General features: G+C 37.4%; 23 protein-coding genes and 2 tRNA genes. All 25 read left to right on the top strand.

Going from position 1 to position 23730, the window contains the following annotated elements:
* Window positions 1–93 precede the first annotated feature (93 nt).
* The 25 genes from KQI83_RS14230 to KQI83_RS14110 all read left to right on the top strand — a co-directional run bounded on the left by KQI83_RS14230 (window position 94) and on the right by KQI83_RS14110 (window position 23630).
* The gene (locus tag KQI83_RS14230) at window positions 94–369 is read left to right on the top strand and encodes an HU family DNA-binding protein (RefSeq protein WP_216559452.1); all 276 of its coding nucleotides are present in this window, start codon (window positions 94–96) and stop codon (window positions 367–369) included.
* Window positions 370–598: 229 nt separating this feature from the next.
* Entirely contained in the window at window positions 599–838 is a 240-nt protein-coding gene (locus KQI83_RS14225) for an RNA-binding S4 domain-containing protein (RefSeq protein ID WP_216559450.1), read from the top strand.
* Window positions 839–921: 83 nt separating this feature from the next.
* A complete protein-coding gene (gene yabP / locus KQI83_RS14220) occupies window positions 922–1209 on the top strand; it encodes a sporulation protein YabP (RefSeq protein WP_216559448.1) in 288 nt (95 codons plus the stop codon).
* The gene (yabQ, locus tag KQI83_RS14215; RefSeq protein ID WP_216559446.1) at window positions 1209–1682 is read left to right on the top strand and encodes a spore cortex biosynthesis protein YabQ; all 474 of its coding nucleotides are present in this window, start codon (window positions 1209–1211) and stop codon (window positions 1680–1682) included. Before yabP ends, yabQ begins: the two co-directional genes overlap by 1 nt.
* A gap of 19 nt (window positions 1683–1701) precedes the next feature.
* Window positions 1702–2052 (top strand): septum formation initiator family protein, encoded by a 351-nt coding sequence (locus tag KQI83_RS14210; RefSeq protein WP_216559444.1) that lies wholly within the window; start codon window positions 1702–1704, stop codon window positions 2050–2052.
* 171 nt (window positions 2053–2223) lie between these two features.
* Window positions 2224–4077, top strand: coding sequence for a SpoIIE family protein phosphatase (locus tag KQI83_RS14205; RefSeq protein ID WP_216559442.1), 1854 nt, complete (start codon window positions 2224–2226; stop codon window positions 4075–4077).
* On the top strand, window positions 4078–5472 hold the full coding sequence (gene tilS / locus KQI83_RS14200; RefSeq protein ID WP_216559440.1) for a tRNA lysidine(34) synthetase TilS: 1395 nt from the start codon (window positions 4078–4080) through the stop codon (window positions 5470–5472).
* Window positions 5465–5992, top strand: a complete 528-nt coding sequence (hpt, locus tag KQI83_RS14195) for a hypoxanthine phosphoribosyltransferase (RefSeq protein ID WP_216559438.1) — start codon at window positions 5465–5467, stop codon at window positions 5990–5992. The genes tilS and hpt overlap by 8 nt, the downstream gene beginning before the upstream one ends.
* 29 nt (window positions 5993–6021) lie before the next feature.
* Window positions 6022–7863: an ATP-dependent zinc metalloprotease FtsH gene (gene ftsH, locus KQI83_RS14190; protein ID WP_216559436.1), complete on the top strand. Its 1842-nt coding sequence runs from the start codon at window positions 6022–6024 to the stop codon at window positions 7861–7863.
* Between the two features lie 374 nt (window positions 7864–8237).
* The gene (locus tag KQI83_RS14185) at window positions 8238–10337 is read left to right on the top strand and encodes a glycoside hydrolase family 13 protein (RefSeq protein ID WP_216559434.1); all 2100 of its coding nucleotides are present in this window, start codon (window positions 8238–8240) and stop codon (window positions 10335–10337) included.
* An 81-nt stretch (window positions 10338–10418) separates the two neighbouring features.
* Window positions 10419–10500 (top strand) — tRNA-Tyr (locus tag KQI83_RS14180).
* 70 nt (window positions 10501–10570) lie between these two features.
* Window positions 10571–10654, top strand: a tRNA-Leu gene (locus tag KQI83_RS14175).
* Window positions 10655–10844: 190 nt separating this feature from the next.
* On the top strand, window positions 10845–11141 hold the full coding sequence (locus KQI83_RS14170; protein ID WP_216559432.1) for a TIGR04197 family type VII secretion effector: 297 nt from the start codon (window positions 10845–10847) through the stop codon (window positions 11139–11141).
* 18 nt (window positions 11142–11159) lie between these two features.
* Window positions 11160–11561, top strand: coding sequence for a hypothetical protein (locus KQI83_RS14165; protein WP_216559430.1), 402 nt, complete (start codon window positions 11160–11162; stop codon window positions 11559–11561).
* On the top strand, window positions 11558–13390 hold the full coding sequence (locus tag KQI83_RS14160; protein ID WP_216559428.1) for a hypothetical protein: 1833 nt from the start codon (window positions 11558–11560) through the stop codon (window positions 13388–13390). The genes KQI83_RS14165 and KQI83_RS14160 overlap by 4 nt, the downstream gene beginning before the upstream one ends.
* A 10-nt stretch (window positions 13391–13400) precedes the next feature.
* On the top strand, window positions 13401–14189 hold the full coding sequence (locus tag KQI83_RS14155; RefSeq protein ID WP_216559426.1) for a leucine-rich repeat domain-containing protein: 789 nt from the start codon (window positions 13401–13403) through the stop codon (window positions 14187–14189).
* Between the two features lie 143 nt (window positions 14190–14332).
* Window positions 14333–14881 carry a hypothetical protein gene (locus tag KQI83_RS14150; RefSeq protein WP_216559424.1) on the top strand — a complete coding sequence of 183 codons (549 nt, stop codon included), beginning with the start codon at window positions 14333–14335 and terminating at the stop codon, window positions 14879–14881.
* Window positions 14845–16167, top strand: a complete 1323-nt coding sequence (locus tag KQI83_RS14145) for a hypothetical protein (RefSeq protein WP_216559422.1) — start codon at window positions 14845–14847, stop codon at window positions 16165–16167. The genes KQI83_RS14150 and KQI83_RS14145 overlap by 37 nt, the downstream gene beginning before the upstream one ends.
* A 10-nt stretch (window positions 16168–16177) precedes the next feature.
* Complete coding sequence (locus tag KQI83_RS14140) at window positions 16178–17320, top strand: leucine-rich repeat domain-containing protein (protein WP_216559420.1); 1143 nt, start codon at window positions 16178–16180, stop codon at window positions 17318–17320.
* A gap of 144 nt (window positions 17321–17464) precedes the next feature.
* Window positions 17465–17704: a hypothetical protein gene (locus KQI83_RS14135; RefSeq protein ID WP_216559418.1), complete on the top strand. Its 240-nt coding sequence runs from the start codon at window positions 17465–17467 to the stop codon at window positions 17702–17704.
* A gap of 10 nt (window positions 17705–17714) precedes the next feature.
* Entirely contained in the window at window positions 17715–18854 is a 1140-nt protein-coding gene (locus KQI83_RS14130) for a leucine-rich repeat domain-containing protein (protein ID WP_216559416.1), read from the top strand.
* A gap of 202 nt (window positions 18855–19056) precedes the next feature.
* A complete protein-coding gene (gene ccmA / locus KQI83_RS14125) occupies window positions 19057–19722 on the top strand; it encodes a heme ABC exporter ATP-binding protein CcmA (RefSeq protein WP_216559414.1) in 666 nt (221 codons plus the stop codon).
* Window positions 19723–19750: 28 nt separating this feature from the next.
* Entirely contained in the window at window positions 19751–21400 is a 1650-nt protein-coding gene (locus KQI83_RS14120; RefSeq protein ID WP_216559412.1) for a hypothetical protein, read from the top strand.
* 2 nt (window positions 21401–21402) lie between these two features.
* On the top strand, window positions 21403–22608 hold the full coding sequence (locus KQI83_RS14115; protein ID WP_216559410.1) for an ABC transporter permease: 1206 nt from the start codon (window positions 21403–21405) through the stop codon (window positions 22606–22608).
* On the top strand, window positions 22593–23630 hold the full coding sequence (locus KQI83_RS14110) for a hypothetical protein (RefSeq protein ID WP_216559408.1): 1038 nt from the start codon (window positions 22593–22595) through the stop codon (window positions 23628–23630). The genes KQI83_RS14115 and KQI83_RS14110 overlap by 16 nt, the downstream gene beginning before the upstream one ends.
* The last annotated feature ends 100 nt before the right edge of the window (window positions 23631–23730 follow it).

The following is a 23730-nucleotide window of genomic DNA, read 5'->3' as shown; positions in this document are numbered from 1 at the left end:
AGGTAATCAGCTAGAAGAGTATTTACTTTGATAGAGAGTATAACCTAAATATAATTTATATTAGAGAAGAGAATCCAGAGGAGGAATTTTGTCATGAACAAAGCAGAATTAGTTGCAGCAATGGCTGAAAAAACTGAATTATCTAAGAAGGATGCAGAAAAAGCATTAAAGGCTTTCACAGACGTAGTTGCAGAAGAATTAAAGAAGGGTGAAAAAATCCAGTTAGTTGGATTCGGTACTTTTGAAGTTTCCGAAAGAGCAGCTAGAACAGGAAGAAATCCTCAGACAGGAAAAGAAATGACAATCGCAGCTTCTAAAGCTCCTAAGTTCAAAGCAGGAAAAGCTTTAAAAGATATGGTAAATGCATAATACATTAATTGTTTAAAATAGCATTTAAAAGGGCCTTCCAAGTTGAGTGGAAGGTCCTTTCTTCATGTAATAGGAAATTGCGTCCTATTACATGAAAAACGCTCCGCTAAGGAAGCGAACCTCGCGGAGAAGAAATTAGTCGTAAACGACACCGCTCGGGCGCGAAAGAGTCCGACAAGCGGACTCTTTTTTATATGTAATAGGAAAAACATAGAAAGGATGAACAGATATGAGATTAGACAAGTTTTTAAAGGTATCCCGTATTATTAAACGCAGAACAGTAGCAAACGAAGCCTGTGATGCAGGAAGAGTTACTGTAAATGGCAAGGTTGCCAAGGCATCTTTGGATGTAAAAGTGGGAGATATTATTGAAATCATGTTCGGAACCAAGAATGTGAAAGTAGAAGTATTGGATTTACAGGATACCAGCAAGAAGGAAGAAGCAAAAGAGCTCTTTCGTTATGTGTAGGAAATCATAGGCATAAAAAAATACCTCTTTCATATATTTAAAAGGGACAATCCAAAGCCGAAAATATGGAAGGAGGATTTTTTATGGAAGAACGGATGTCAGCGCAAAAAGCACATAAAATTATAATATCCAATCGGAAAAGTGGAGTGCTGAATGGTGTGATAGATGTACTATCTTTTGACGTAGGCGAAATATTGTTAGAAACAGAGCTGGGAATGTTGATGATTAAGGGAACAGACCTTCATGTAAAGCGATTAACCCTGGAAAAAGGTGAGATAGATATTGAAGGGAGAATCGACAGCCTGACCTATTCAGATGTAAAAACGGCAGCAAAACAGGGAGAATCCCTTTTGGGAAGACTGTTTAAATAATGGAAATCAGTGCAACAATTATAAAAGAAGCAGATGTACTGGGAATTTCCGTAGTGATGGGAATGTTAATTTTACTGGTGTATGACCAGATACGGATTTTCAGAAGACTTATTTCCCATGGAGTTCTTTGGGTAGGAATCGAAGATATGCTATTTTGGATTGCCAGTGCATTGGCGTTGTTTGCCATGCTTTATCAGGAAAATAGCGGATATATTCGAGGATTTGTCATTGGTGGCGTTTTAGTTGGAATGGTAATATACAATAGTTTCTTAAGCCGTTTTGTAGTAAAAGGGAGTGTTTTTTTACTGAAAAAAATACTCTTCATTGTGAGCAGACCCTTTGCGTGGATAGCACATTTATTTCATAGACCATTAAGTTTCTTAAGAAAAACTAGGAAAAAAGTAGTACGTTTTTTAAAAAAGCAATTGAAAAAAGTATGGAGAACGTTTAAAATAGGGTTATGTAAACGGTAAAAGAGGGAAGGGCGATTAGATGAAAGAACGAGAACGGGCAAGAAGTTCCAGTGTGCAGAGAATGCGCATGCGCCGTCAGAGAAAACAAAATAAAGCAGGAATGGTATCCATTACCTTAATTGTAATGATTTTGCTAGGTGTGATGTCTGTTCAAATTATTTCCTTGTACGAAAAGAATGAAGGATATAAGAAGAAAGAGACACAGTTAAAGGCTCAGTTAGAATCGGAACAGCAACGTCAGGAAGAGATTCAGGAATATGAGCAATATGTAACCACCAAGGAGTACATAGAGCAGATTGCGAAGACAAAATTAGGATTGGTATATTCCAATGAGGTTATTTTCAAGGAAAGTTCAGATAAGGGGAAATAGATGAATTTCTTAAACAGCATAAGTTCCTTAGAATCGCCATAACCAGCGGTTCTAAGGATTTTTTTGTCTAAAAGTTTTTGAAAAAGCGTCTTTGGTTTGACAAAGATTTTAGAAAAGACTTTTTATAATAACTCCTGCACGTCAAAAACGGGCAGAAGGAGGATAGACAAAATGAATAAAAGAAAGTGGAAAGAAATTGGAATCTATGCATTGGCAGTGCTGGTAGGAAAAGTGGAGTTTGTAGGATGCTTTCCAATGATACCGGCATTTTTCACAGTTGCATATATGGAGGAAATCAATCGGACACTACTGTTGATTTTTTCTATATTTGGAATGGCGCTGTTTATACCGGTACAAGCTATGGCGAAGTATACCATGGCAATTTTAGTAACCGCAGTAGTCATAAAGTTGATTGAGTGGGCAGACAAAACCTGCCGTACATGGGTGGGGGCAATCTCCATGGCGGCAAGTATGTTTTTGATAACCATAGCAGGTGAAGTGCTTCAGATACGAAATCGTGCCGTGGTTTGGATGGGAGGACTGGAGTCCCTGCTGATTGCAGGCGTTGTATTGCTTGCATCACCGATAATCCATTATTTTTTAGAAGAAAGTATTCCCTGGAAAAAAAGCAGAGAAGCGAAAACGGGAACCACTACGCCGGAACATGGGGAGAAGTTGCAATCCTATGCGAAATCATTTAGCGGGTTGTCTCAGATATTTTCCAGAATGAATCAATATAAGAGCAATTTTGAGCCGGAAGAAATGGGGAAAATGCAGCAGGAGATTGCCGGAAAAATCTGCATGTCCTGTAATCAGTGTGCAATCTGCTGGCAGGAAGATACCAGCCCCATGTATGAGGTATTTTATCGTTTGATACATTCGTTGGAAAAACGAGGAGTAGCAGAAGAAGAGGTGCAACAGGATTTAAAACACTATTGCCCCTACTCCGATACCATTATTGAAGAAGCAACCGGAGTATTTGAAAAGGCAAAGCTGAATCTTTCCTGGTACAACCGTCTTTTGGAAAATCGAGGTGTGATAGCACAGCAGTTGGATGCTATGGCAGATATCATGGAGGACTGTGCCAAGGAATATATTGATGTAAGCGAATCCAAAGGCAGAGTGTTGGCTTCGGTAAAATATCGATTAAAAGAGCGAGGAATCGTTGTAAATGATATTCATCTCTATGAAAGACAAAATGGAAGATTATCCTTGCAAATGAAAGTGTGTTCCAAATGGGGAAACTGTGTTACCATAAAGGAAATTGCAAAAGGGGTAACTCAGGGAATGAAGCGGACCATGGTACCGGGCAAGTATGTGCGTTCTCTGGTGGGAAAAGAGGAGGCATATTTGACCTTTGAGGAGGATACCGTGTTTCACGGTTTGCATGGAGTAGCGCGACTTACCAAGGATAATGCCCAGGTGTCAGGGGATAGTTTTTCCGTGTTGGAACTAGATGGGGGAGATTATGTGCTGGCATTGTCCGATGGAATGGGCTCCGGAATCAGTGCTTGTAAGGAAAGCGAAATGGTGATAGAGTTAATAGAGAAGTTTGTGGAGACGGGATTTCAGAAAGAAACGGCAATTCGTATGATGAATTCAGCCATGGTAATTCAGGGAGAAGACGGAATGTTTTCCACGGTAGATATGGCAGATATCGACTTATATAGTGGGAAATGTGATTTTTATAAAATAGGAGCGGCTACCACCTTTATCAAACACGGGGAAGAAGTAGAGTGTATTTCTTCTACAACGCTGCCGGCAGGGATTTTTCAGCAAATAGAGATAGAAAAATCATCAAGGCAGTTAAAAGATGGAGATTTTGTGATATTGGTAACAGACGGAGTGCTGGATTACCTGCGGGTTCCGGCACCGGAAGAAACGCTAAGAGAGATATTAGAAACAATAGAAACCAATCATCCGGGACAATTGGCAAAGGAAGTGTTGGAACGGATTTTATTATTTACAGCAGGAAGGGTACCAGACGATATGACAGTGCTGGTAGCTGGCATATGGGAGAAATAAATGCAAAAGAAAGTACTGGAGTTTATGGAACAACATCATATGATAAAAGAAGGAGAACGCATATTAGTTGCGGTATCCGGAGGGGCAGATTCTATGTGCCTGTTATTGGTGTTGTTTCAACTGTGTATTACGCAAAAATTTGAAATCTGTGTAGTGCATGTAGAACATGGAATTCGTGGGAAAGGGAGCGAGGAAGATGCCCAATTTGTAGAAAATTTCTGTAAAATACATAAAATTCCATGTAAGGTATATCATTGTAAAGCAGAAAAATACGCAAAAGAACATAAGATGACCGTAGAAGAAGGGGCGCGAGAGCTGCGTTATGGATATTTTAAAGAAGCGGCAAAGGAATTTTCAGCAGATAAAATTGCAGTAGCACATCATCAAAATGATTCTGCCGAAACCATGCTGTTTCATTTGGCGAGAGGCACAGACCTAAAAGGCTTGTGCGGAATTCTCCCGGTGAGGGAAAACGTGATACGTCCATTGCTATGTGTGGAACGCAGAGAAATTGAGGCTTATTTGAAAGAACAGGGGCAAGCCTATTGCATGGATGAGACCAATAAGGAATTAGAGTACAGCAGGAATCGTATCCGACATCAGGTGTTGCCGGAATTGGTTCAAATTAATCAACAGGCAATAGGGCATATGAATCAGGTGGCAGAAAAGGCACAGGAGTTAGAAGAACTGGTAGAACAGCTTACCCGGGAAGCGTGGGAACGATGCGTTTGTGAAAAAGATAACGATATTCTGGTATCAGAGCGGTTACGGAAAGAAAAATATCTGATACAGAAAAAGGTGTTATATCAGGCAATTACAAGAAGGGCAGGGAGCAGCAAAGATATTTCCAATGTGCATATCTGCCAGGTCTTGGAATTACTGGAAAAACAAGTAGGAAAAAAAGTGAATTTACCCTATGAATTAGAAGCAGAGCGGACATACGAAGGCATTTTGATTCATAAGATACAGGAGGATGTTGAGAAAATTCTTCAAAATACATGGGAAGTTGTGCCGGGGGAGTTTGTGGAGATACCGGAATTGGGATATTGCATTCATACAAGAATCATAGAAGGAAATATCCAAAATCAAGAAATTCCGCAAAAAATGTATACGAAATGGTTGGATTATGATAAAATAAAAGGAAGTATGCACTTACGAACTCGTAGAGAAAAGGATTATTTTATTATTAATACTCGGGGAGAAAGAAAAAAATTGAAAAAGTATCTGATAGATGAAAAGGTACCTTGTAAACAGCGGGAAAAAATATTGCTGTTAGCGGATGAAGAACATCTTGTCTGGGTGATTGGACATCGCATTGGCGAAGATGTAAAAGTAACAGAGCATACAAAAAGAATTTTGGAAATACAGATTGACGGAGGAAATATTCATGAGTGAAAATATTCGCGTATTAATTTCAGAAGAAGAAATAGAAAAAAGAATTCTGGAGATGGCAAAGGAAATCAGTGAGTTTTATAAGGGAGAAGAAGTACACCTGGTAAGTGTGTTAAAGGGTGGGGTATTTTTCACCTGTGAATTGGCAAAACGGCTGACAGTTCCGGTTTCTATTGACTTTATGTCCGTATCCAGTTATGGAAATGATACAAAGTCCAGTGGTGTAGTAAAAGTAATCAAAGACTTGGATGAGGCAATTGAAGGAAAAAATGTTCTGGTTGTAGAAGATATTATTGATTCCGGAAGAACCCTGAGTTATTTGATGGAGAACTTAAAGAGTAGAAAGCCAAAGAGCTTGCACCTTTGTACACTTTTAGATAAGCCGGAACGAAGAGTGGTAGAAGTTCAGGTGGACTATACCGGATTCGCAATACCTGACGAATTCGTAGTAGGTTATGGATTAGACTATATGCAGCATTACAGAAACCTCCCATACATTGGAATTGTGGAATTAGAAGCTTAAATATAGATAGAAAAAGAGGAGGTGTGTACATGAATACACAGAAAAGAAATAAGGCATTTGGATTATACATCGGTGTCATCGTAATCCTTGCTTTATTGTGGCTGTTGAAAGACAGTTCTGCCGGTTTGGGTCAGACAAACAATTATACTTATGCACAGTTTGAAGAGGATTTGGATGCAGGAAATGTAAAGTCTGTCATCATTTCCCAGAATCGTGAAGTGCCTAGTGGAGAAGCCACCATTACAATAAAAAATAAGGATGATAAAACCACAGATGTATCCTTATATTTATCTGATGTAAATGCAATTCAGGATACTATGAAAGAGCATGACTTTTCACAGTATCAGGTAAAAGAAATGCCACAGGAAAATTGGTTGATATCCATTCTCCCTACATTGATTTTATTTGGAATATTATTTATCTTTTATATTATTATGTCTAATCGTATGGCGGCAGCTAGCGGTAGCGGCAATAAAATGATGAATTTCGGTAAGAGCCGTGCGAAAATGACTACGGATGAAAATAAAAAGGTAAACTTCGGAAGTGTTGCGGGCTTAAAAGAAGAAAAAGAAGAATTAGAGGAATTAGTAGACTTCTTAAGAGCTCCGAGAAAGTATACAAAGCTTGGTGCAAGAATTCCAAAGGGTGTATTATTAGTAGGACCTCCCGGAACAGGAAAGACATTACTGGCAAAGGCAGTAGCAGGAGAAGCCGGAGTTCCGTTTTTTAGTATTTCCGGTTCTGACTTTGTAGAAATGTTTGTAGGTGTAGGAGCTTCTCGTGTAAGAGATTTATTTGAAGAAGCAAAGAAAAATGCGCCATGTATTGTTTTCATCGACGAAATCGATGCGGTAGCAAGACGTAGAGGTACAGGAATGGGTGGCGGACATGATGAGCGTGAGCAGACATTGAATCAGTTATTGGTAGAAATGGACGGATTCGGTGTAAACGAAGGAATTATCGTGATGGCAGCAACTAACCGTGTAGATATTCTGGACCCGGCAATTATGCGTCCGGGACGTTTTGACCGTAAGGTGTATGTTGGAAGACCGGATGTGGGGGCAAGAGAAGAGATTTTAAAAGTACACGCCAAAAACAAGCCGTTGGGTGATGATGTGGATTTGAAACAGATTGCTCAGACAACAGCAGGATTTACAGGGGCAGACCTGGAAAATCTATTGAATGAAGCAGCAATTTATGCAGCAAAAGAAGACCGTGCCTATGTGGTGCAGGATGATATCCGTAAGTCCTTTGTAAAAGTAGGAATCGGAGCAGAGAAAAAGAGTCGTATTATTACGGAAAAGGAAAAGAAAATTACAGCCTACCATGAAGCAGGGCATGCAATTTTATTCCATTTGCTTCCGGATGTGGGACCGGTGTATTCTGTATCTATCATTCCAACCGGTGTAGGTGCAGCAGGTTATACCATGCCATTACCGGAACGTGAAGAAATGTTTAACACCAAGGGAAGAATGCTTCAAGAAATTGTTGTAGATTTAGGTGGACGTGTGGCAGAAGAATTGATTTTCGATGATATTACCACAGGTGCATCTCAGGATATTAAGCAGGCAACCGGAGTAGCTAAGGCAATGGTTACAAAGTATGGTATGTCTGAAAATATAGGTCTTATCAATTACGATAATGATGATGACGAAGTATTTATTGGCAGAGACCTTGCGCATGCCAGAGCATATGGGGAAAATATTGCAACTATTATCGATCAGGAAGTAAAACGAATTATCGATGAGTGTTATGCAAAAGCGAAGAAGATTTTGAACGAAAATGAAAATGTTCTTCACAAGTGCGCAGAGCTTCTTCTTGAGAAGGAAAAAATTGGAAGAGAAGAGTTTGAGGCACTGTTTGAAGCATAAGTTGTGCAAAATAAAGAGGGCATTTTTGAGATTAGGAAAAAGGTACTGTAGAACATGCACAAAAAATAGTGGTGGTTTTTGTGAACTTTGTGCACACTTATTTATGGATGTATGGTACTATAATTAACGTAAAAACCCCCCAATACATTATATAGTTTTTGCTACACCCCATAGTAAAAATACCTTCTCCTAAAAAGGCAGCTGTTCGATGGCTGCCTTTTTTATATCATAGGAAACACCGTGTTACATTAAAGTGTGAAAGTTATGATTTTCCTATGATATGGTAAAATCGTAGGTTTTAACTTGATTTAGAATAGAATATTCGTTAGAATGAAGAAAAGAGTGGAAATCCTGTAAGCTGAGAGGTCATGTCTATGAAACAACTTTCAATTTATGAATTAAACCAAAGACAACAATATATGATGCAGATGCGTCCATTACTGCGAAAGTATGCGCTGTTTGCAGATGGTACCAAGGACTATCGAGAGCCGGTGGAGCCAATGGAAAATGAAAAGGTAACACTGAAATTTCGTACAGCCAGGGATAATGTAGATATTGTACTGCTGTGGAGCAACGGACAGCAATTTATGATGGAAAAGACAGAAAGTGAAGGCGAATTTGATTATTATCAGGTTACCGTACAGCTTGGAACAGAAAAGTTTTCCTATTATTTTGAAGTGGTCACCGGAATGCTCCATTGTTACTATGACAGAATGGGAGTATCACAACAGGTAAGACCGGAATATAGTTTTGCCATTGTACCGGGATTCTCTACACCGGACTGGGCAAAGGGAGCGGTTATGTATCAGATATTGGTTGACCGTTTTTACAATGGAGATCCAACCAATGATGTTAAAACAAATGAGTATCATTATATCGGAATTTACAGTCAGCAGGTAGATAGTTGGAATAAGTTCCCGGCAAGTTTTGGCGTGGGAGAGTTCTATGGTGGAGATTTAGCAGGTGTTTTGCAGAAGATGGATTACCTGCAAGAACTTGGAATAGAAGTGATTTATTTCAATCCATTATTTGTATCACCCTCCAACCATAAATATGATATCCAGGATTATGATTCTATCGACCCTCATTATGGTGTGATTGTAGAAGACGGTGGTGAAGTACTGCCACAGGGTGAGACAGATAACTCTAAGGCAAGTAAATATATTAAACGTGTAACAGATCATAAGAACTTAGAAGCCAGCAATCAGTTATTTGCCAAGGTGGTAGAGGAAGCACATAAACGTGGCATGAAAGTAATACTGGATGGTGTATTTAACCACTGTGGTTCATTTAATAAATGGCTGGATAGAGAATTGATTTATGAAAAAGAATTAGGATATGCTACAGGCGCATATATTTCTGCGGATAGTCCTTATCGTAATTTTTTCCAATTCCATGATGAAGGACAGTGGCCTTATAATGCGACTTATGACGGCTGGTGGGGGCATGACACCTTACCAAAGCTAAATTATGAAGGTTCAAGAGATTTATACGATTATATTATGGAAATCGCAAGAAAGTGGGTATCTCCGCCTTATAATGCAGATGGTTGGCGTTTGGATGTTGCAGCAGACCTGGGACATTCTGTAGAATATAATCATCAGTTTTGGCGTGATTTTCGTAAAAATGTAAAAGAAGCAAATCCGAATGCAATTATTCTGGCAGAACATTATGGAGACCCGGTGGATTGGCTGGCAGGAGACCAGTGGGATACGGTTATGAACTATGATGCCTTTATGGAACCGTTGACCTGGTTTTTGACAGGAATGGAAAAACACAGTGATGGTTACCGACAGGATATGTTGGGAAATTATCAGAATTTTGAAGGAGCCATGAACTATTATATGGCGCGATTTTTAACTCCGTCGTTACAGTGTTCCATGAATGAATTGTCCAACCACGATCACTCCAGATTTTTAACCAGAACCAACCATAAGGTGGGAAGAGTGGATAACCTGGGTAGCGGTGCAGCGTCAGAAAATATCAATAAAGGGATTATGAAAGAAGCGGTAGTGGTACAGATGACGTGGCCGGGGGCACCAACGGTATACTATGGTGATGAAGTGGGTGTTTGTGGATTTACAGACCCGGATAACCGTAGAACCTACCCGTGGGGCAACGAGGATCGAGAACTGTTGGAATTTCACAAGGAAATGATTCGCATTCATAAGGAAAATCAGGCACTTCGTACAGGCTCAGTGAAGTTTATGGGCGGCGACTATCAAATGATGTGCTATGGAAGATTTAACCGAGAGCAACAGTTTGTGGTAGTGCTTAATAATGATGAAGTACAACGAACTATGAAAGTTTCCGTATGGGCAGCGGGATTGAAAAAGGAAACGAAGTTAGAACAGATTATGTATACAACAAGAGATTCCTATTCCGTAGCACCGGTAATTTATGAAGTGCATGGCGGCTATTTGAATTTGTCACTTCCGGCACATTCTTCCGTGGTATTAAAAAATATTGGATAAAAAATATAAATTATGCTTGCAAGAGAAACAGCCATATGATATAATAAGTCATTGTCAGGGCAAAACTTTTGCATGACATATGGGTGGATTCCCGAGTGGCCAAAGGGGACAGACTGTAAATCTGCTGGCAATGCCTTCGAAGGTTCGAATCCTTCTCCGCCCATTATATGCTGATGAGGGCAATTGGAACAGTGCATGCACGTATGTCCAATGTAATCGCCTATAGCATATATGCCGCAGTGGCGGAACTGGCAGACGCGCAGGACTTAAAATCCTGTGGTGGTGACATCGTACCGGTTCGATTCCGGTCTGCGGCATTTTTATTTAGAGAATTACCATGTTTGTGGTAGTTCTCTTTTTTGTAGTGAGAAAAATATAAAAGTGCAACATTTTCCGAAATCCGAAAGTGTTGCAGATTTCTTTGGAAAAATTTGACACCATATAAGAGATTTGTTAAACTGGTTAGAGAAAAAATGGGAGCATGATAAAAAAGGAGGGGATATAAGTATGTCTAATGAAGAAATCAAAGTAAATCATGCGGCAGTAGAAGCCGGTATCGCAACCATTTCAGGTGCAGTTCATTACCTTGAATCAGTAACATTGAATCCATCAGATACACAAACTACAATTACAGCCAATGCAAAAGCACAACAGGTTTACACAAAATCGCAACAAGTCTTACAACGCATGCAAAGTGCGATGGTACAGGAGACTCATAATATAGAGAGCCTGGGTGTAACCTTTCAGCAATACGATGAGCAGTTAAAAGAGATATGGAATAATAAAGTTACAACTTCAAAATAGAAAATCAGGGAGTATAGAGTGGAAAAGAAAGACGAACGAGAGATAGAAGTATTACAAGGTAGAATTAAAACATTAGAAAAAGAACAAGAAAGTTATGAATATGAAGCTAAAAGTATCCTAAGAGAGGAAGAGGAAGAAGATATGTGGATTACGCAGTCGCATCTGCTCGTGGAACAGATGCGGGCAGAATGTTCTTCTGAAGATGAAAAGATACAGCGTTTATTATATGAAAAGCAAGATATGCTCAGTGCATTTCGAAGAAAGAAAATAGAATTTGACAGTCAATTCCGTGAGGAAGTGAAACAACGAAGAAGTCGTATGGAAAACGATATAGAAGAACTCCATACCCGATTATCCAAAATACAATGCAAGCAAAAAAACGCAGAAAATGAGAAAGACACAGAGGGGAAATATGTATGAATGAAAGTTCCTATTTAAATCCGGCAAATATGAAGGCACAATGCGATGCGGCAATTACAAAATTAAAAAATGACAGTGAAGCAACGTATGCATTAGAAGAAAAGTTAAGTGCGTTTCAGGAAGATTCACAAATAAAGAGTGAAGCATTTGATGCATTAAAATTACAAATGGAGGATTATAAGACAGTCCTACAGACAATGAGGACAGCAAATGATTGTGATATCCATGATTTTCAATTTTTGAAAATAGCAGTAGGTTTCCAAGAATTAAATGGTGGAGTTATTTTGGCAAAGAAACAAATGCAGATGTCTGCCAAACAGTTCAATGAGCAAAAAGCTGCAATATATAGAGAAAAAGCACGAAAAGCAACCAGCGCAACCACCCGTTTTAATTATAATACGAAAGTGGTTCATTATGAAGGAATGGCAGAGTTAGAACAGAAATTGTATGATGTCTGGCAGGAAAAAGAAAATCAATATGATGGAATTGAGTCCCTTACCAGTGGTTTGTTTGCGGAGGGAACAACCATACGGGCAACAGTAGAAAGTGCACTGGACAATATCACCAGTTCATTTTATGATGGAGCGTATCATCCAGATATGAATGCCGGTTGGCGGTCAGAAATCTACGATATTTATTTTAATCGCGTGTTTCGCATATCAGAGAGTGGAGAACTTACCATTGACATGGAAGAAGTGGAGAAAATCTTTAGAAAAGATGCGGGAGAAATTACATCAGCAGAATATGATGTACTTGCATTGGCATATTTGCTGGCGGATGATGAAGATTTGGCTGTATTTATGCAGGGAATGATGGGAGAAAGGGTGGATTATAATACTTCATGGTATGCGTCAACGATGAACTATAAAGTTTATTCTGAATGGAGAATAGACAAAGAAAAATTAAATGAGATAAGGGTGCGAATGAAGGCGTATGCTGAGGCAGAGCTACAAGTAATTCAAGAATACCGAATTGATGAAGATAAAGAGTCTGCAAGAGCTGGAGTATTACAGAGAGGAGCTATTCTGCAACGTATGACATTATTAGATGTAATTAATCAAATTGGATTATTTGGCGGAGAATATGAGGCAAACTACCCAACAATAACCATCAAGAAACGAGAAAGTGGAGAGATGATGTTAGAGATTAATGAGGGGCGGATTGTTACAGGTGGCAAACCAACTGGCTCTACGTTAAGAAATTCGGAGGTAGTAATTAGCGCAACTGTGGTTGGAGAAAATATTGGAATAGTACAAGGCAAATATGCTAGGTATATACTTACTAATTATTTGGGTGGATATTCCCTTGAAAATGATGCGGGAAAGTTTGCAATTGGTAAAATGAAGGGAAAAGTAACTCCTAATAGTCAATCAATTAAAAACTGGGCAAATAGAATAAAACAAATACCTGGAAAAGAAAAATTGGGAGAGGCACTTGGTTATATTCCAGTTGTTGGAAGTGTAGTAAAGTTTGGGGTAGACACATGGAAAAATAAAGAAAAAGCGGAGAAAAATGTAAAGTTTGTAGAAGAGGAAATAAGTGATATTAATATAGCAATGTTATGTAGTGGTTTTGATTGTTGTGTAAGCTTTGTAGATTTTGATTTGACAGACAATAACGGTCATGAGTTTTATATATATAAAGGAGAACAAACGGATTCTAAGATAACTAGATTTAATGAAGAGGAAGCGTTGAAAGAAGCCTTTTCGAAGGAGTTGACAAGTGATATGATAATAAAAAGTCCGGAAGATGTGGTGGAATTTTGGCAGAGAATACAAAGTGACGATGATCTGAGTAGTATGTTTGATGAAATACTTGCAAATAAGTGAGGAGAATAGGATGCAAAATATAAAAAAAAGAATTGGTGTTGTAGCGGCGGGGATAGTATTAGTGATAGTTATAGCTATTGTAGTAATGGTACAGATAAACAATTCACATAAGGTTGTTTTTGAAGATAAAACAATGGCAGAGTTGATAGCAAAGAATGTAGGAGTAGAATCGGTGGATAAACTCCGTATAGAAGATTTAGAAAAAATAGAAATATTGAATATTGGGTATACAGGTTACTATGATACATTGGTTGATCTTGAAAAATGCTCAAATTTAAAAAGATTAATTATTGGTTATCCACAATATACAATGGCATACTATGCCTTTGCAGGAAGAGAAATGCCGGCACCGGAAAGTAAGGAAAGGGTAAAACAAATAGAAAAAGAATTGGAAAGTATTTTAGAAAAGTGTCCAAATTTAACCACTATATATTTATCTAATGATAAGGGGAATTGTGAGTTAGATAATATAGAATTTTTGAAAAAAGCAAAAAAACTAAAAAGTCTTAACTTGTATTATCAATCAGATATAGATTATTCAGTTATTTCAGAGTGTACAAAATTACAGTTTTTATCTTTGCATTGTTGTGATATTTCCGATTTAAGTATGATAGGTGAATTGGAAAATTTAGATAGTTTAGTTTTGACGGGAACGAATGTTTCAGAAGCCACGGATATATTAAAATTAAAAAATCTTAGCTTTTTTAGAATTGCAGATACTCCCCTTGCAGAGAATGAGGAACAGTTAGAACTTATTCAAAAACAGTTTCCGGAACTTAAAATTGAGACGGAATATTAAAATGTTAAAAAAGAAAAACTGAAATTGCCGAATAAAAACGGAAAAAAGAATTTCTTTAAATGTCCAAAATAAAACGCAGACAAGAAGAACAGGAAGACTAGAAAATAAAGAAAGAGACGAGAAGACACAGAGGGGAAATATGTATGAATGAAAGTTCCTATTTAAATCCGGCAAATATGAAGGCACAATGTGATGCGGCAATTACAAAATTAAAAAATGACAGTGAAGCAACGTATGCATTAGAAGAAAAGTTAAGTGCATTTCAGGAAGATGCACAAATAAAGAGTGAAGCATTTGATGCATTAAAATTACAAATGGAGGATTATAAGACAGTCCTACAGACAATGAGGACAGCAAATGATTGTGATATCCATGATTTTCAATTTTTAAAAATAGCAGTAGGCTTTCAAGAATTAAATGGTGGAGTTATTTTGGCAAAGAAACAGATGCAGATGTCTGCCAAACAGTTCAATGAGCAAAAAGCTGCAATATATAGAGAAAAAGCACGAAAAGCAACCAGCGCAACCACTCGTTTTAATTATAATACGAAAGTGGTTCATTATGAAGGAATGGCAGAGTTAGAACAGAAATTGTATGATGTCTGGCAGGAAAAAGAAAATCAATACGATGGAATTGAGTCTCCCTCACCAGTGGTTTGTTTGCGGAGGGAACAGCCATACGGGCAACGGTAGAAAGTGCACTGGACAATATCACCAGTTCATTTTATGATGGAGAATATCATCCGGATATGAATGCCGGTTGGCGGTCAGAAATCTACGATATTTATTTTAATCGAGTGTTTCGCATATCAGAGAGTGGAGAACTTACCATTGACATGGAAGAAGTGGAGAAAATCCTTAGAAAAGATGCAGGAAAAATCACATCAGCAGAGTATGATGTACTTGCATTGGCATATTTGATGGCGGATGATGAAGACTTGGCTGTATTTATGCAGGGGATGATGGGAGAAAGGGTGGATTATAATACTTCATGGTATGCGTCAACGATGAACTATAAAGTTTATTCTGAATGGAGAATAGACAAAGAAAAATTAAATGAGATAAGGGTGCGAATGAAGGCGTATGCTGAGGCAGAGCTACAAGTGATTCAAGGATATAGTGCAGCAGGAAATGGGGATGCGGCTTTGGAATGTGAGATAGAGCGAGGAGCTATGCTGCAACGTATGACATTATTGGATGTTATCAGTCAAATCGGAGCTTTTAGTGGAGAATATGAAGTTGATTATCCAACAATAAGTGTTAAGAAGAGTGAGGGAGGAGAACTAGTACTTGGACTTTGTGAAGGCTTGGTTGTTAGTGGTGGTAAGCCAACTGGTTCTACATTAAGAAATTCTACGGTTATAATTAGTAAGACTGTGAATGGAGAAGATATTGGATTGGTTCAGAGCAATTACGCTGGTTATGCACTTACCAATTATTTCGGTGGTTATTCACTAGGAAATGATGTGGGAAAGTTTGCAGTAAATAAAGGGAAAGGAAAGGTAAAAATAGATAAGCAAGTATTTAGAAATTGGTCTAATAGAATAAAAAGAATACCGGGAAAAGAGAAATTGGGAGAGGCAATTGGTTATATTCCTTTTGTGGGAGAAGGAGTAAAATTTGTGGTAGATACATTTGAAAATAAAAAAGATGCAGAACGGAAGGTGCAGTTTATTGCAGAAGAGATAGAGGATATTAATGTAGCAATATTATATAGTGGTTTCGATTGTTGTGTAAATTTTGTAGATTTTGATTTAGCGAATAATAATAATCATGAATTTTATCCATATGAGGGAGAAAGTACAGATTCGAAGATAGCTGATTTTAATAAGGAAGATGTATTGAAGGAAGCACTGTCAACAGAATTGACTAGGGAGATGGTGTTAGAGAATCCGGAAGATATGGTAGAATTTTGGCAAAGAGTACAAGGTGATAATAAGGTAGGGGGAAAATTTAGAAAAATACTTCAGAGTAGGTAAGGAGAATAGGATGCGAAATATAAAAGATGTGAAAAAAAATAGGGTCATTTTTATTTCAATAGCGATGGTAATAGCAATTATAGCACATATAATAGTAGTTTTGATAGATAATTTCCATAAAGTTGCATTTGAAGATGCAACAATGGCAGAAATGATATCTAAGTCTGCTGGAGTGGAAACTGTGGATGAAATTCGGGAGAACGATTTAGAAAAGATAGAAGAATTAAATATTGGTTATACAGGATATTATGATACATTGGTTGATATTGAAAAATGTACCAATTTGAGAAGAATAATTATCGGTTATCCGGATTGTGCAATGTCATATTATCCCTTTGCAGGAAGAGAAGAGCCAGAACCGGAAAGTAAGGAAAGAGTGAAACAAATAGAAAAAGAGCTGGGAAGTATTTTAGAAAAATGCCCAAATATAACAATGATATATTTGTCTAATGAAAATGGAAACTGTGAACTGGATAATATAGAATTTCTAAAAAAAGGAAAAAAACTTGCCGTTGTAAATTTGTATTATCAGGCGGATATTGATTATTCGCCGCTTTCAGAAATACCACATTTGAAGGGGTTGTCTTTTGATGGGTGTAATATATCAAAGTTGGATATGTTAGATGGTCTTACAGAACTGGAAAGTTTGTGGATAACGGAATGTGATGTTTCCAAAGCAGGGCAGATTGTAAATCTAAAATCTTTGGAAGATTTAGAACTTGAGAATACCCCGCTTGCCGGAAGCGCAGAAGAGTTAGAAATTATATTTGAAAGTTGTCCAAATATAGAAACATTGAATGTATCTGTTGATGGGGGAAACTTAAAAGATTTGAATTTCTTAAGGAATGCAGAGAATTTAAAAGGACTTATACTGGTTAATCAATCGCTTACAGATTATTCAGCGATAGCAGAGTGTTTAAAATTAAAAAATTTATCATTGAGTGGATGTAATATTTCTGATGTAGGTATGCTAACTGAATTGAATAATTTAGAGTACTTAAATTTAGATGGAACGAATGTATCAGAAGCAAAAGATATTTTGAAGTTAAAAAATCTAAAGAGTTTATCTGTTACAAATACACCATTAGCAGAGAATGAAGAACAGTTAGAACTTATTCAAAAGAAATTTCTAAAGGAAAATACTTACAAGTAAAAGAGAGAAACATAGAATGCAGGATATAAGACATATAAAAAGAGGGAAGCAAATAGTTTTTTTGATTGTAATAGCAGTGGTAAGAGTTATAGTACTTGTTGTATAGCAGATATCTATAGTGAATTTGATTGTTGTGTAAATTTTGTGGATTTTGATTTACAAGAAAATAATAGTCATGTATTTTATCCGTATGTAGGGAATACAACTGATGATAAAATATCTTTGATAAATAGGTGTTTTGGAACCGTTTTATCAACAGATTTGACACGGGAGATGTTGTTGATGCATCCGCAAGATGTATTAGAATTTAGAGAAAACGTGGGACAAGATGAAAAGCTTGACCAAATGTATAATGACCTGTTTACAGGTATGATAAAGGAATAGGTGAGAAGTAATGAACAAAAAAATCAAAAGAATTATAGTTGGTTTTGGGGTAGTGGCTGTATTGAGTGTGACGGCTATAATTACCCTGCCAATCATTCGAGACAACGCACGAAAGGTTACATTTGCAGATGAACGAATGGGCAATAGAATAGTTTCATATGCGAAGATGAGAGAAGAAGATTTTCGTGAAGAAGATTTGGATAAGGTGGAGTGGCTTAAAACTGGATATACAGGACAATATAGTACATTGGTAGATATAGAGAAGTGTAAGCAATTAGAAAAGTTGGAAATTGGTAGGGCTTTCAGTTTGTATGCAGAAGAGCATGGATATAAAGAACATGATTTAGAACCAGAAAGTGAAGAGAGAATCCAGCAGATAAAGAAAGAGTTAGCGAGTATATTAAAAAACTGCCCGAAATTAGAGAGATTGGACTTAATAGGACAGAAAAAATATTTCGAATTGGGTGACGTATCCTTTCTTAGGAATGGGAAAAGATTGAAGAGTCTTGCGTTTCGGTGTCAGCCAGAGTTGGATTATTCCACACTCTCGGAATGCTCCAATTTGCGTACCTTGATTTTTCAAGGGTGTGAGATGTGGGAATTAGATATGTTGAGTCATCTTAATAAATTGGAGCATCTGGAGGTAATACAGAGTGAAGTTTCAGAAGCAGGAGACATATTAAAATTGCAATCATTGACAGAATTAGTTTTTGCAGATACTGCCCTTGCGGGAAATGAAGAGCAGTTAAACCTTATTTTAGAAAATTGTCCAGATATAAAGAAGTTAACGTTGGCATATGGTGAAAGAAATGGTGAGTTAAGTAATTGGAACTTTTTTCAAAGAGCAGAGAAAATGGAAGAACTTACTCTTGTAGGATATCCAGAAGTTGATTGTTCGGCGATTTCAGCGTGCCATCAATTAAAGACATTAAAATTATGGAAATGTAATATCTCTGATTTTGGCGTATTAGAAGGGATGGAAAATTTAGAGAATTTAGATTTGACAGAAACTAATATTTCGCAGGCAGAGGATATATTAAAATTTAAAAATTTGAAATATTTAAATATTACAGACACACCGCTTGCAGAGAATGCGGAACAGATAGAACTTATTCAAAATAAGTTTCCCGGAATCGAGATTCAAAAATAGAGACACAATTAAAATGCAAGATATAAGCTATAGATATATTAAAATTAAAAAATTTTTAGAAAGTGCAACATTTTCCTCTCCCCCAAGGTGTTATAATTGACAACACTTAGAAAGAACGATAAAATAGAAAGGCTTAGAAAAATGTTAAATAACGGAAGAAGGGAGTCATAATAAAAAATAAAAATAAGGAATTGATGCAGTAATGGTAGAAGTTTCACATTTACAGAAAAAATACGGAAGAAAAGTAATTTTAGAAGATATTAGTTTTAAGGCAGAATGTGGAGAACGCATAGGAATCGTTGGAAAAAACGGTTGTGGCAAGTCCACATTGATGCGAATTTTATCTGGAATTATGAAGCCGGATAATGGCGAGATTCTGTATTTTGGAGAAAATGCATTAAGCAGGAAAAAAGTTTTTCGGAAGTATTGTGGTTATGTTCCTCAGGAAAATCCGCTGATTGAAGAATTATCAGTAAAGGATAATTTAAAGTTATGGGGAAATTATAACGGCGAAGTAACGGAAAAGCTAACAGAGCTTTTGAATTTGCAGGATATGATGAAGATGCCTGTTGAGAAGCTTTCAGGAGGAATGAAGCGCAGAGTAAGTATTGCATGTGCGCTGATGAATATGCCTCCGGTAATATTGATGGATGAGCCAACCACAGCATTGGACTTGTATTACAAAGAGGGAATACATAAGTGGATGGAAAGTTATCAGAAGATGAATGGTATTATTATTATGACAACCCATGATGAACAGGAAATCATGGATTGCGACAGATGCCTTATCATGAAAGAAGGAAAATTAACCGAACTGCCACAAGAAGAGGGAACCATAGACATGGTGAAAACATATCTTAGTGAGTAGTATGGAACGAAGGAAGAGGAGAGAGAAGATGAATTTTGATCCAATGACAGGAGAACCAATTAAAAAGAAATTTGATCCGATGACAGGAGAACCAATTAATAATGATGTTGCAGCAGAAACACCAGTGGAAAATGCAGCACCGGTACAGAATGCAGCACCGGTAGAAAATATAACACTGGTACAGAATGTGGCACCGGTAGAAAATACAACACCGGTACAGAATGCAGCATCGGTGGAAAATACAACACCGGAAGAAAATGCAGCACCGGTAAATCAGGCAGCAGATGCACCAACAGAAGTGTTGACAAATAATACAACACAGCAGCAGCCAACCATGGGATTTGATCCAATGACCGGTCAGCCAATCGGTGTACAACCAAAGAAGAAAAAAGGATTTTTAAAGAGTACAGCTTCTAAAGTGGTTTTAGCACTTATTATTGTAGCGGCAATTGCTTGTGGAGGCGTAGCATACGCATTCCATAGTGGTATTCTCGGAAGTGATTCCGATAAGGTTTTAAAGGCGATTCAGAACACATTAGATGACAAGAGCGAATTAACACAGGCATTTGACATCGGAGATATTGCAAAGTCAAATGAGTACACAATGGGATTTTCTGTAGAGTCTGATGGAGTTAGTGTAGATGGTTCTTGTTTGGTAGGAAAAGAAGGAAAGCAGATAAACGGAAGTGTAAATGCATATTCTACCGATATTGATTTTGCTTTAAATCTTACAGAAGACGAATTACAGTTACAGGTACCATATGTTTCTGATAAAGTTTTTACCTATAACTATACCGGAGACAACACCGGATATTTAATGGAAGAGCTTGATTCCGATGAAGTAGATGCTTTGAATAAGCTGTTAGAATACTGCTATAATAGCAAATATAATGATGGTGCAAGCGAGAAGTTAAAAGATGCTTTCGTAGATGAATATAAAACTTTAGAATTTGAAAGTGTAAAAGAAGAAAAATTTGAAGTAGATGGAAAAGAAAGATCCTGTAAAGGATATGGAACAGTTATCACAAAGAAAAATATTCAGAAGCTTGTAGATGCATACGAAGAAGCTACCAGTGAAAGCTTGGCAGACATGGAAGATTTAATGGTACAGTTAGACCCTACTTATACCGTAGGAAGCTATGCAGAATCTTTTGATGAATTAAGAGATGCCTTAGAAGAAATGCCGGATGTATCAGCAACTTTCTATGTGTATGATAACAAGTTAGCATGTATTGAATTACAGCCAAAGGGTGATGAAGCAATTCAGATTCAGTTTCTCGGAGGAGACAGAAGAGCACAGAATATGCGTGTTGTAGATGCGGATGGAAATACTGTATTTGAAATTACCGGAGAAAAAGCCGGTTCTAACGAAACAACGGAATTGTTAGTAGATGACGAAAGCGTATTAAGTCTTGAGTATGACAGCAAGAGTGGTGCATTTAGTCTCAAGAGTGATGAGTTTAGCCTTGGCGGAACAATTAAATCTGATAAGAACGGATTAGAAATTACCATTGATGAATGTAGTGATGAATATGATGACTATGACTTTGAAGGAAGTATTTCCTTGAAAAAAGGTGCAGATTTTGAAGAATTAGATGGTGATAAGTTTGATATCGGAAATGCATCAGAAGACGAAGTAATGGATTTAATGACAGAAATCAGTGATAATTTATATTAGTCATGAGAACATTTTTAATTTATTTTTTACTTGAATATAAGAAAAGCATCAAGGTACTGTTGAAATCATTCGGCAGTACCTTGATGATGTTATTGTTGGTAATTGCAGGAACAGTAGCAGTGAGCCACTTTGTATTTCAATCTCGGATTTTTGAACCGGTAAAGGTGGGAATAGTAATCGATGAAGAAGACGACAAGGTAAAGCTGATTACCAAAGTAGTATCTGCTATGGAAAGTGTAGAGAGTATCTGTGAATTTGTTTATGTAGATGAAACAAAAGCAAAAGAATTGCTGGCAGAAAACAAGCTGGTAGCAGCCATTGTGTTGCCGGAGGACTTCTATGAAGATGTGGATAGCGGATATAATACACCGGTGAAGGTTTATGTATCGAAGAATGCGACACTAAATCAAAAAGTATTTCAGGAGTTGCTTTCAGATGGAGTTTCCCTGTTACGAACGTCTGAGTCGGGAGTGTATGCTACGCTGAAGATAGGAAGAGAATATTCAGCCCAGTTGTCGCAACGGAAAATAGGAGATGTAATTTCAGAAATTTACATTGAGGAGGCATTTTATCGTGACCGAATTTTTTCATCTAATGTATGTTCTGCATTAGGGGAAATGGATTTGCACCAATACTATTTTAGTTCCGCTCTTGTGATATTTCTTCTGATGAGCGGGTTAAATTATAGCTTTTTATATCGGAAACGCACCAAAGCAGTGGAAGATAAGTTGAAAATATCCGGTGTGGGAGCATGGCGGGTTTCAGTGATAAAAGTAGGAATTATGGCGAATCTGTTATGGTTACTTGGTGTATTATTTTACGGTGTGGCATGTGTAATTTCTGATAAGTTACATTTAACATGGTTTTTCTTTGATGGATGGACGGTAGTATACATGATTCCACTGTGCATTGCCATTGCAGCATATTTTCATATGATATATGCAATTTCCGGAAAAAATGGACAAGGAGCAGTCATTGTTTTTGCAGTAAATGTTTTTATGATTTTATGTTCCGGAGCCGTAATCCCCATAGCATATTTGCCGGAGATTGCCGGGAAAATCGGAAGGTGCCTGCCCTTGAGCTTCTGGAATCAGTATTGCGCCCAGACAGTATTTGGACAGGTGAGTGGAGAATTTTTACTGGTGCAGTTAGTAATTATATTGGTTGCAACAGGGATAGGAGCGGCAGTGTCATGGAAAAATACATAACATGGTATAGGCTCTTGATAAAAAGTTGGATGAAACGGAAAAGCAGTTGGCTTCAGTTAGCAGGATTGCTGTTGGTAGTGGCTTTGGTAGGACAGGTTAAGATTCCGGATATTAACAATACGGTAATCGGTCTTTGTAATGAAGATGGAGCATTTGTACAAGAAGTCATAGAAAGCCTTCAAACAGGGGAAAGTGTATTTCAATTTCAGGTCTATTCGGATAGTGAAGAAATGCAGCAGGCAGTGATTCGCGGAGAAATGGAAGGCGGATTTATTTTTGAAAAGGGATTGGAAAAGGATTTACAAAAAGGCAAAAGGAAAAAGTTGATTACGGTCATTACAACTCCATTAACGACGAAGGGAGCAGTAGCAAAGGAAACCGTATTTGCCGCCTTTTTTGAACGGTATAGTGAAGATATTCTCTTAGAACAGGAAGAAACGGTGTTTGGAAGAGAAGATGCTGAAATTTCGGAAGCATTGCTAAAAAAGAATCAGGAATATTTAAAAAGTGATGAGATTTTTCGTCTGGACTTTGAAGAAGTTGCAGGAAAGGGAACAGAAGCTGCAACAGGAGCAGATACATTCCCGGTACGAGGAATGGCGGCATTACTTATTTTTGTAATGATATTGTTGGAACATGGAAAAAAATTTGAACAAAAGGACTGTGTATTTGAAAAAGCCCTGACGCAAAGAGAAAAGATAGCATTTGAACTTTTGCGCTATGTATCAACAGCTACAATTCCGGCACTTGCCAGTGCAGGTTTGATAATGATAACAGGAAATGGCGTATTTTTCTTAAAAGAAATCTTGGGAATGGTCATATTTATAATTGTGTGTGCAATATGGGCGTTTCTAATCGGAAAACTTTTTCGAAATGGAACCACATATGCATCTTGGATTATGACGTTGGTAATTGGCAATTTGTTACTTTGCCCGGTATTTCTCAATATTTCCCAGTATGTGCCTGCATTAGGATATATTGGATGCATTTTCCCGGTTGGAATGTATTTGAGGCTGTTTTAAAGAAAAAATTACATAGAAGAATATTGCAAATGGCTATACGTAAATCAAAAATGAGATTAGCAAGAATGGATTAACATATATTTGTTGAAAAAATGAAAAA

The organism is Roseburia sp. MSJ-14 (assembly GCF_018918225.1).
Taxonomy (GTDB): Bacteria; Bacillota; Clostridia; order Lachnospirales; family Lachnospiraceae; genus Petralouisia.
This window is presented reverse-complemented; position numbering and strand designations above follow the sequence as displayed.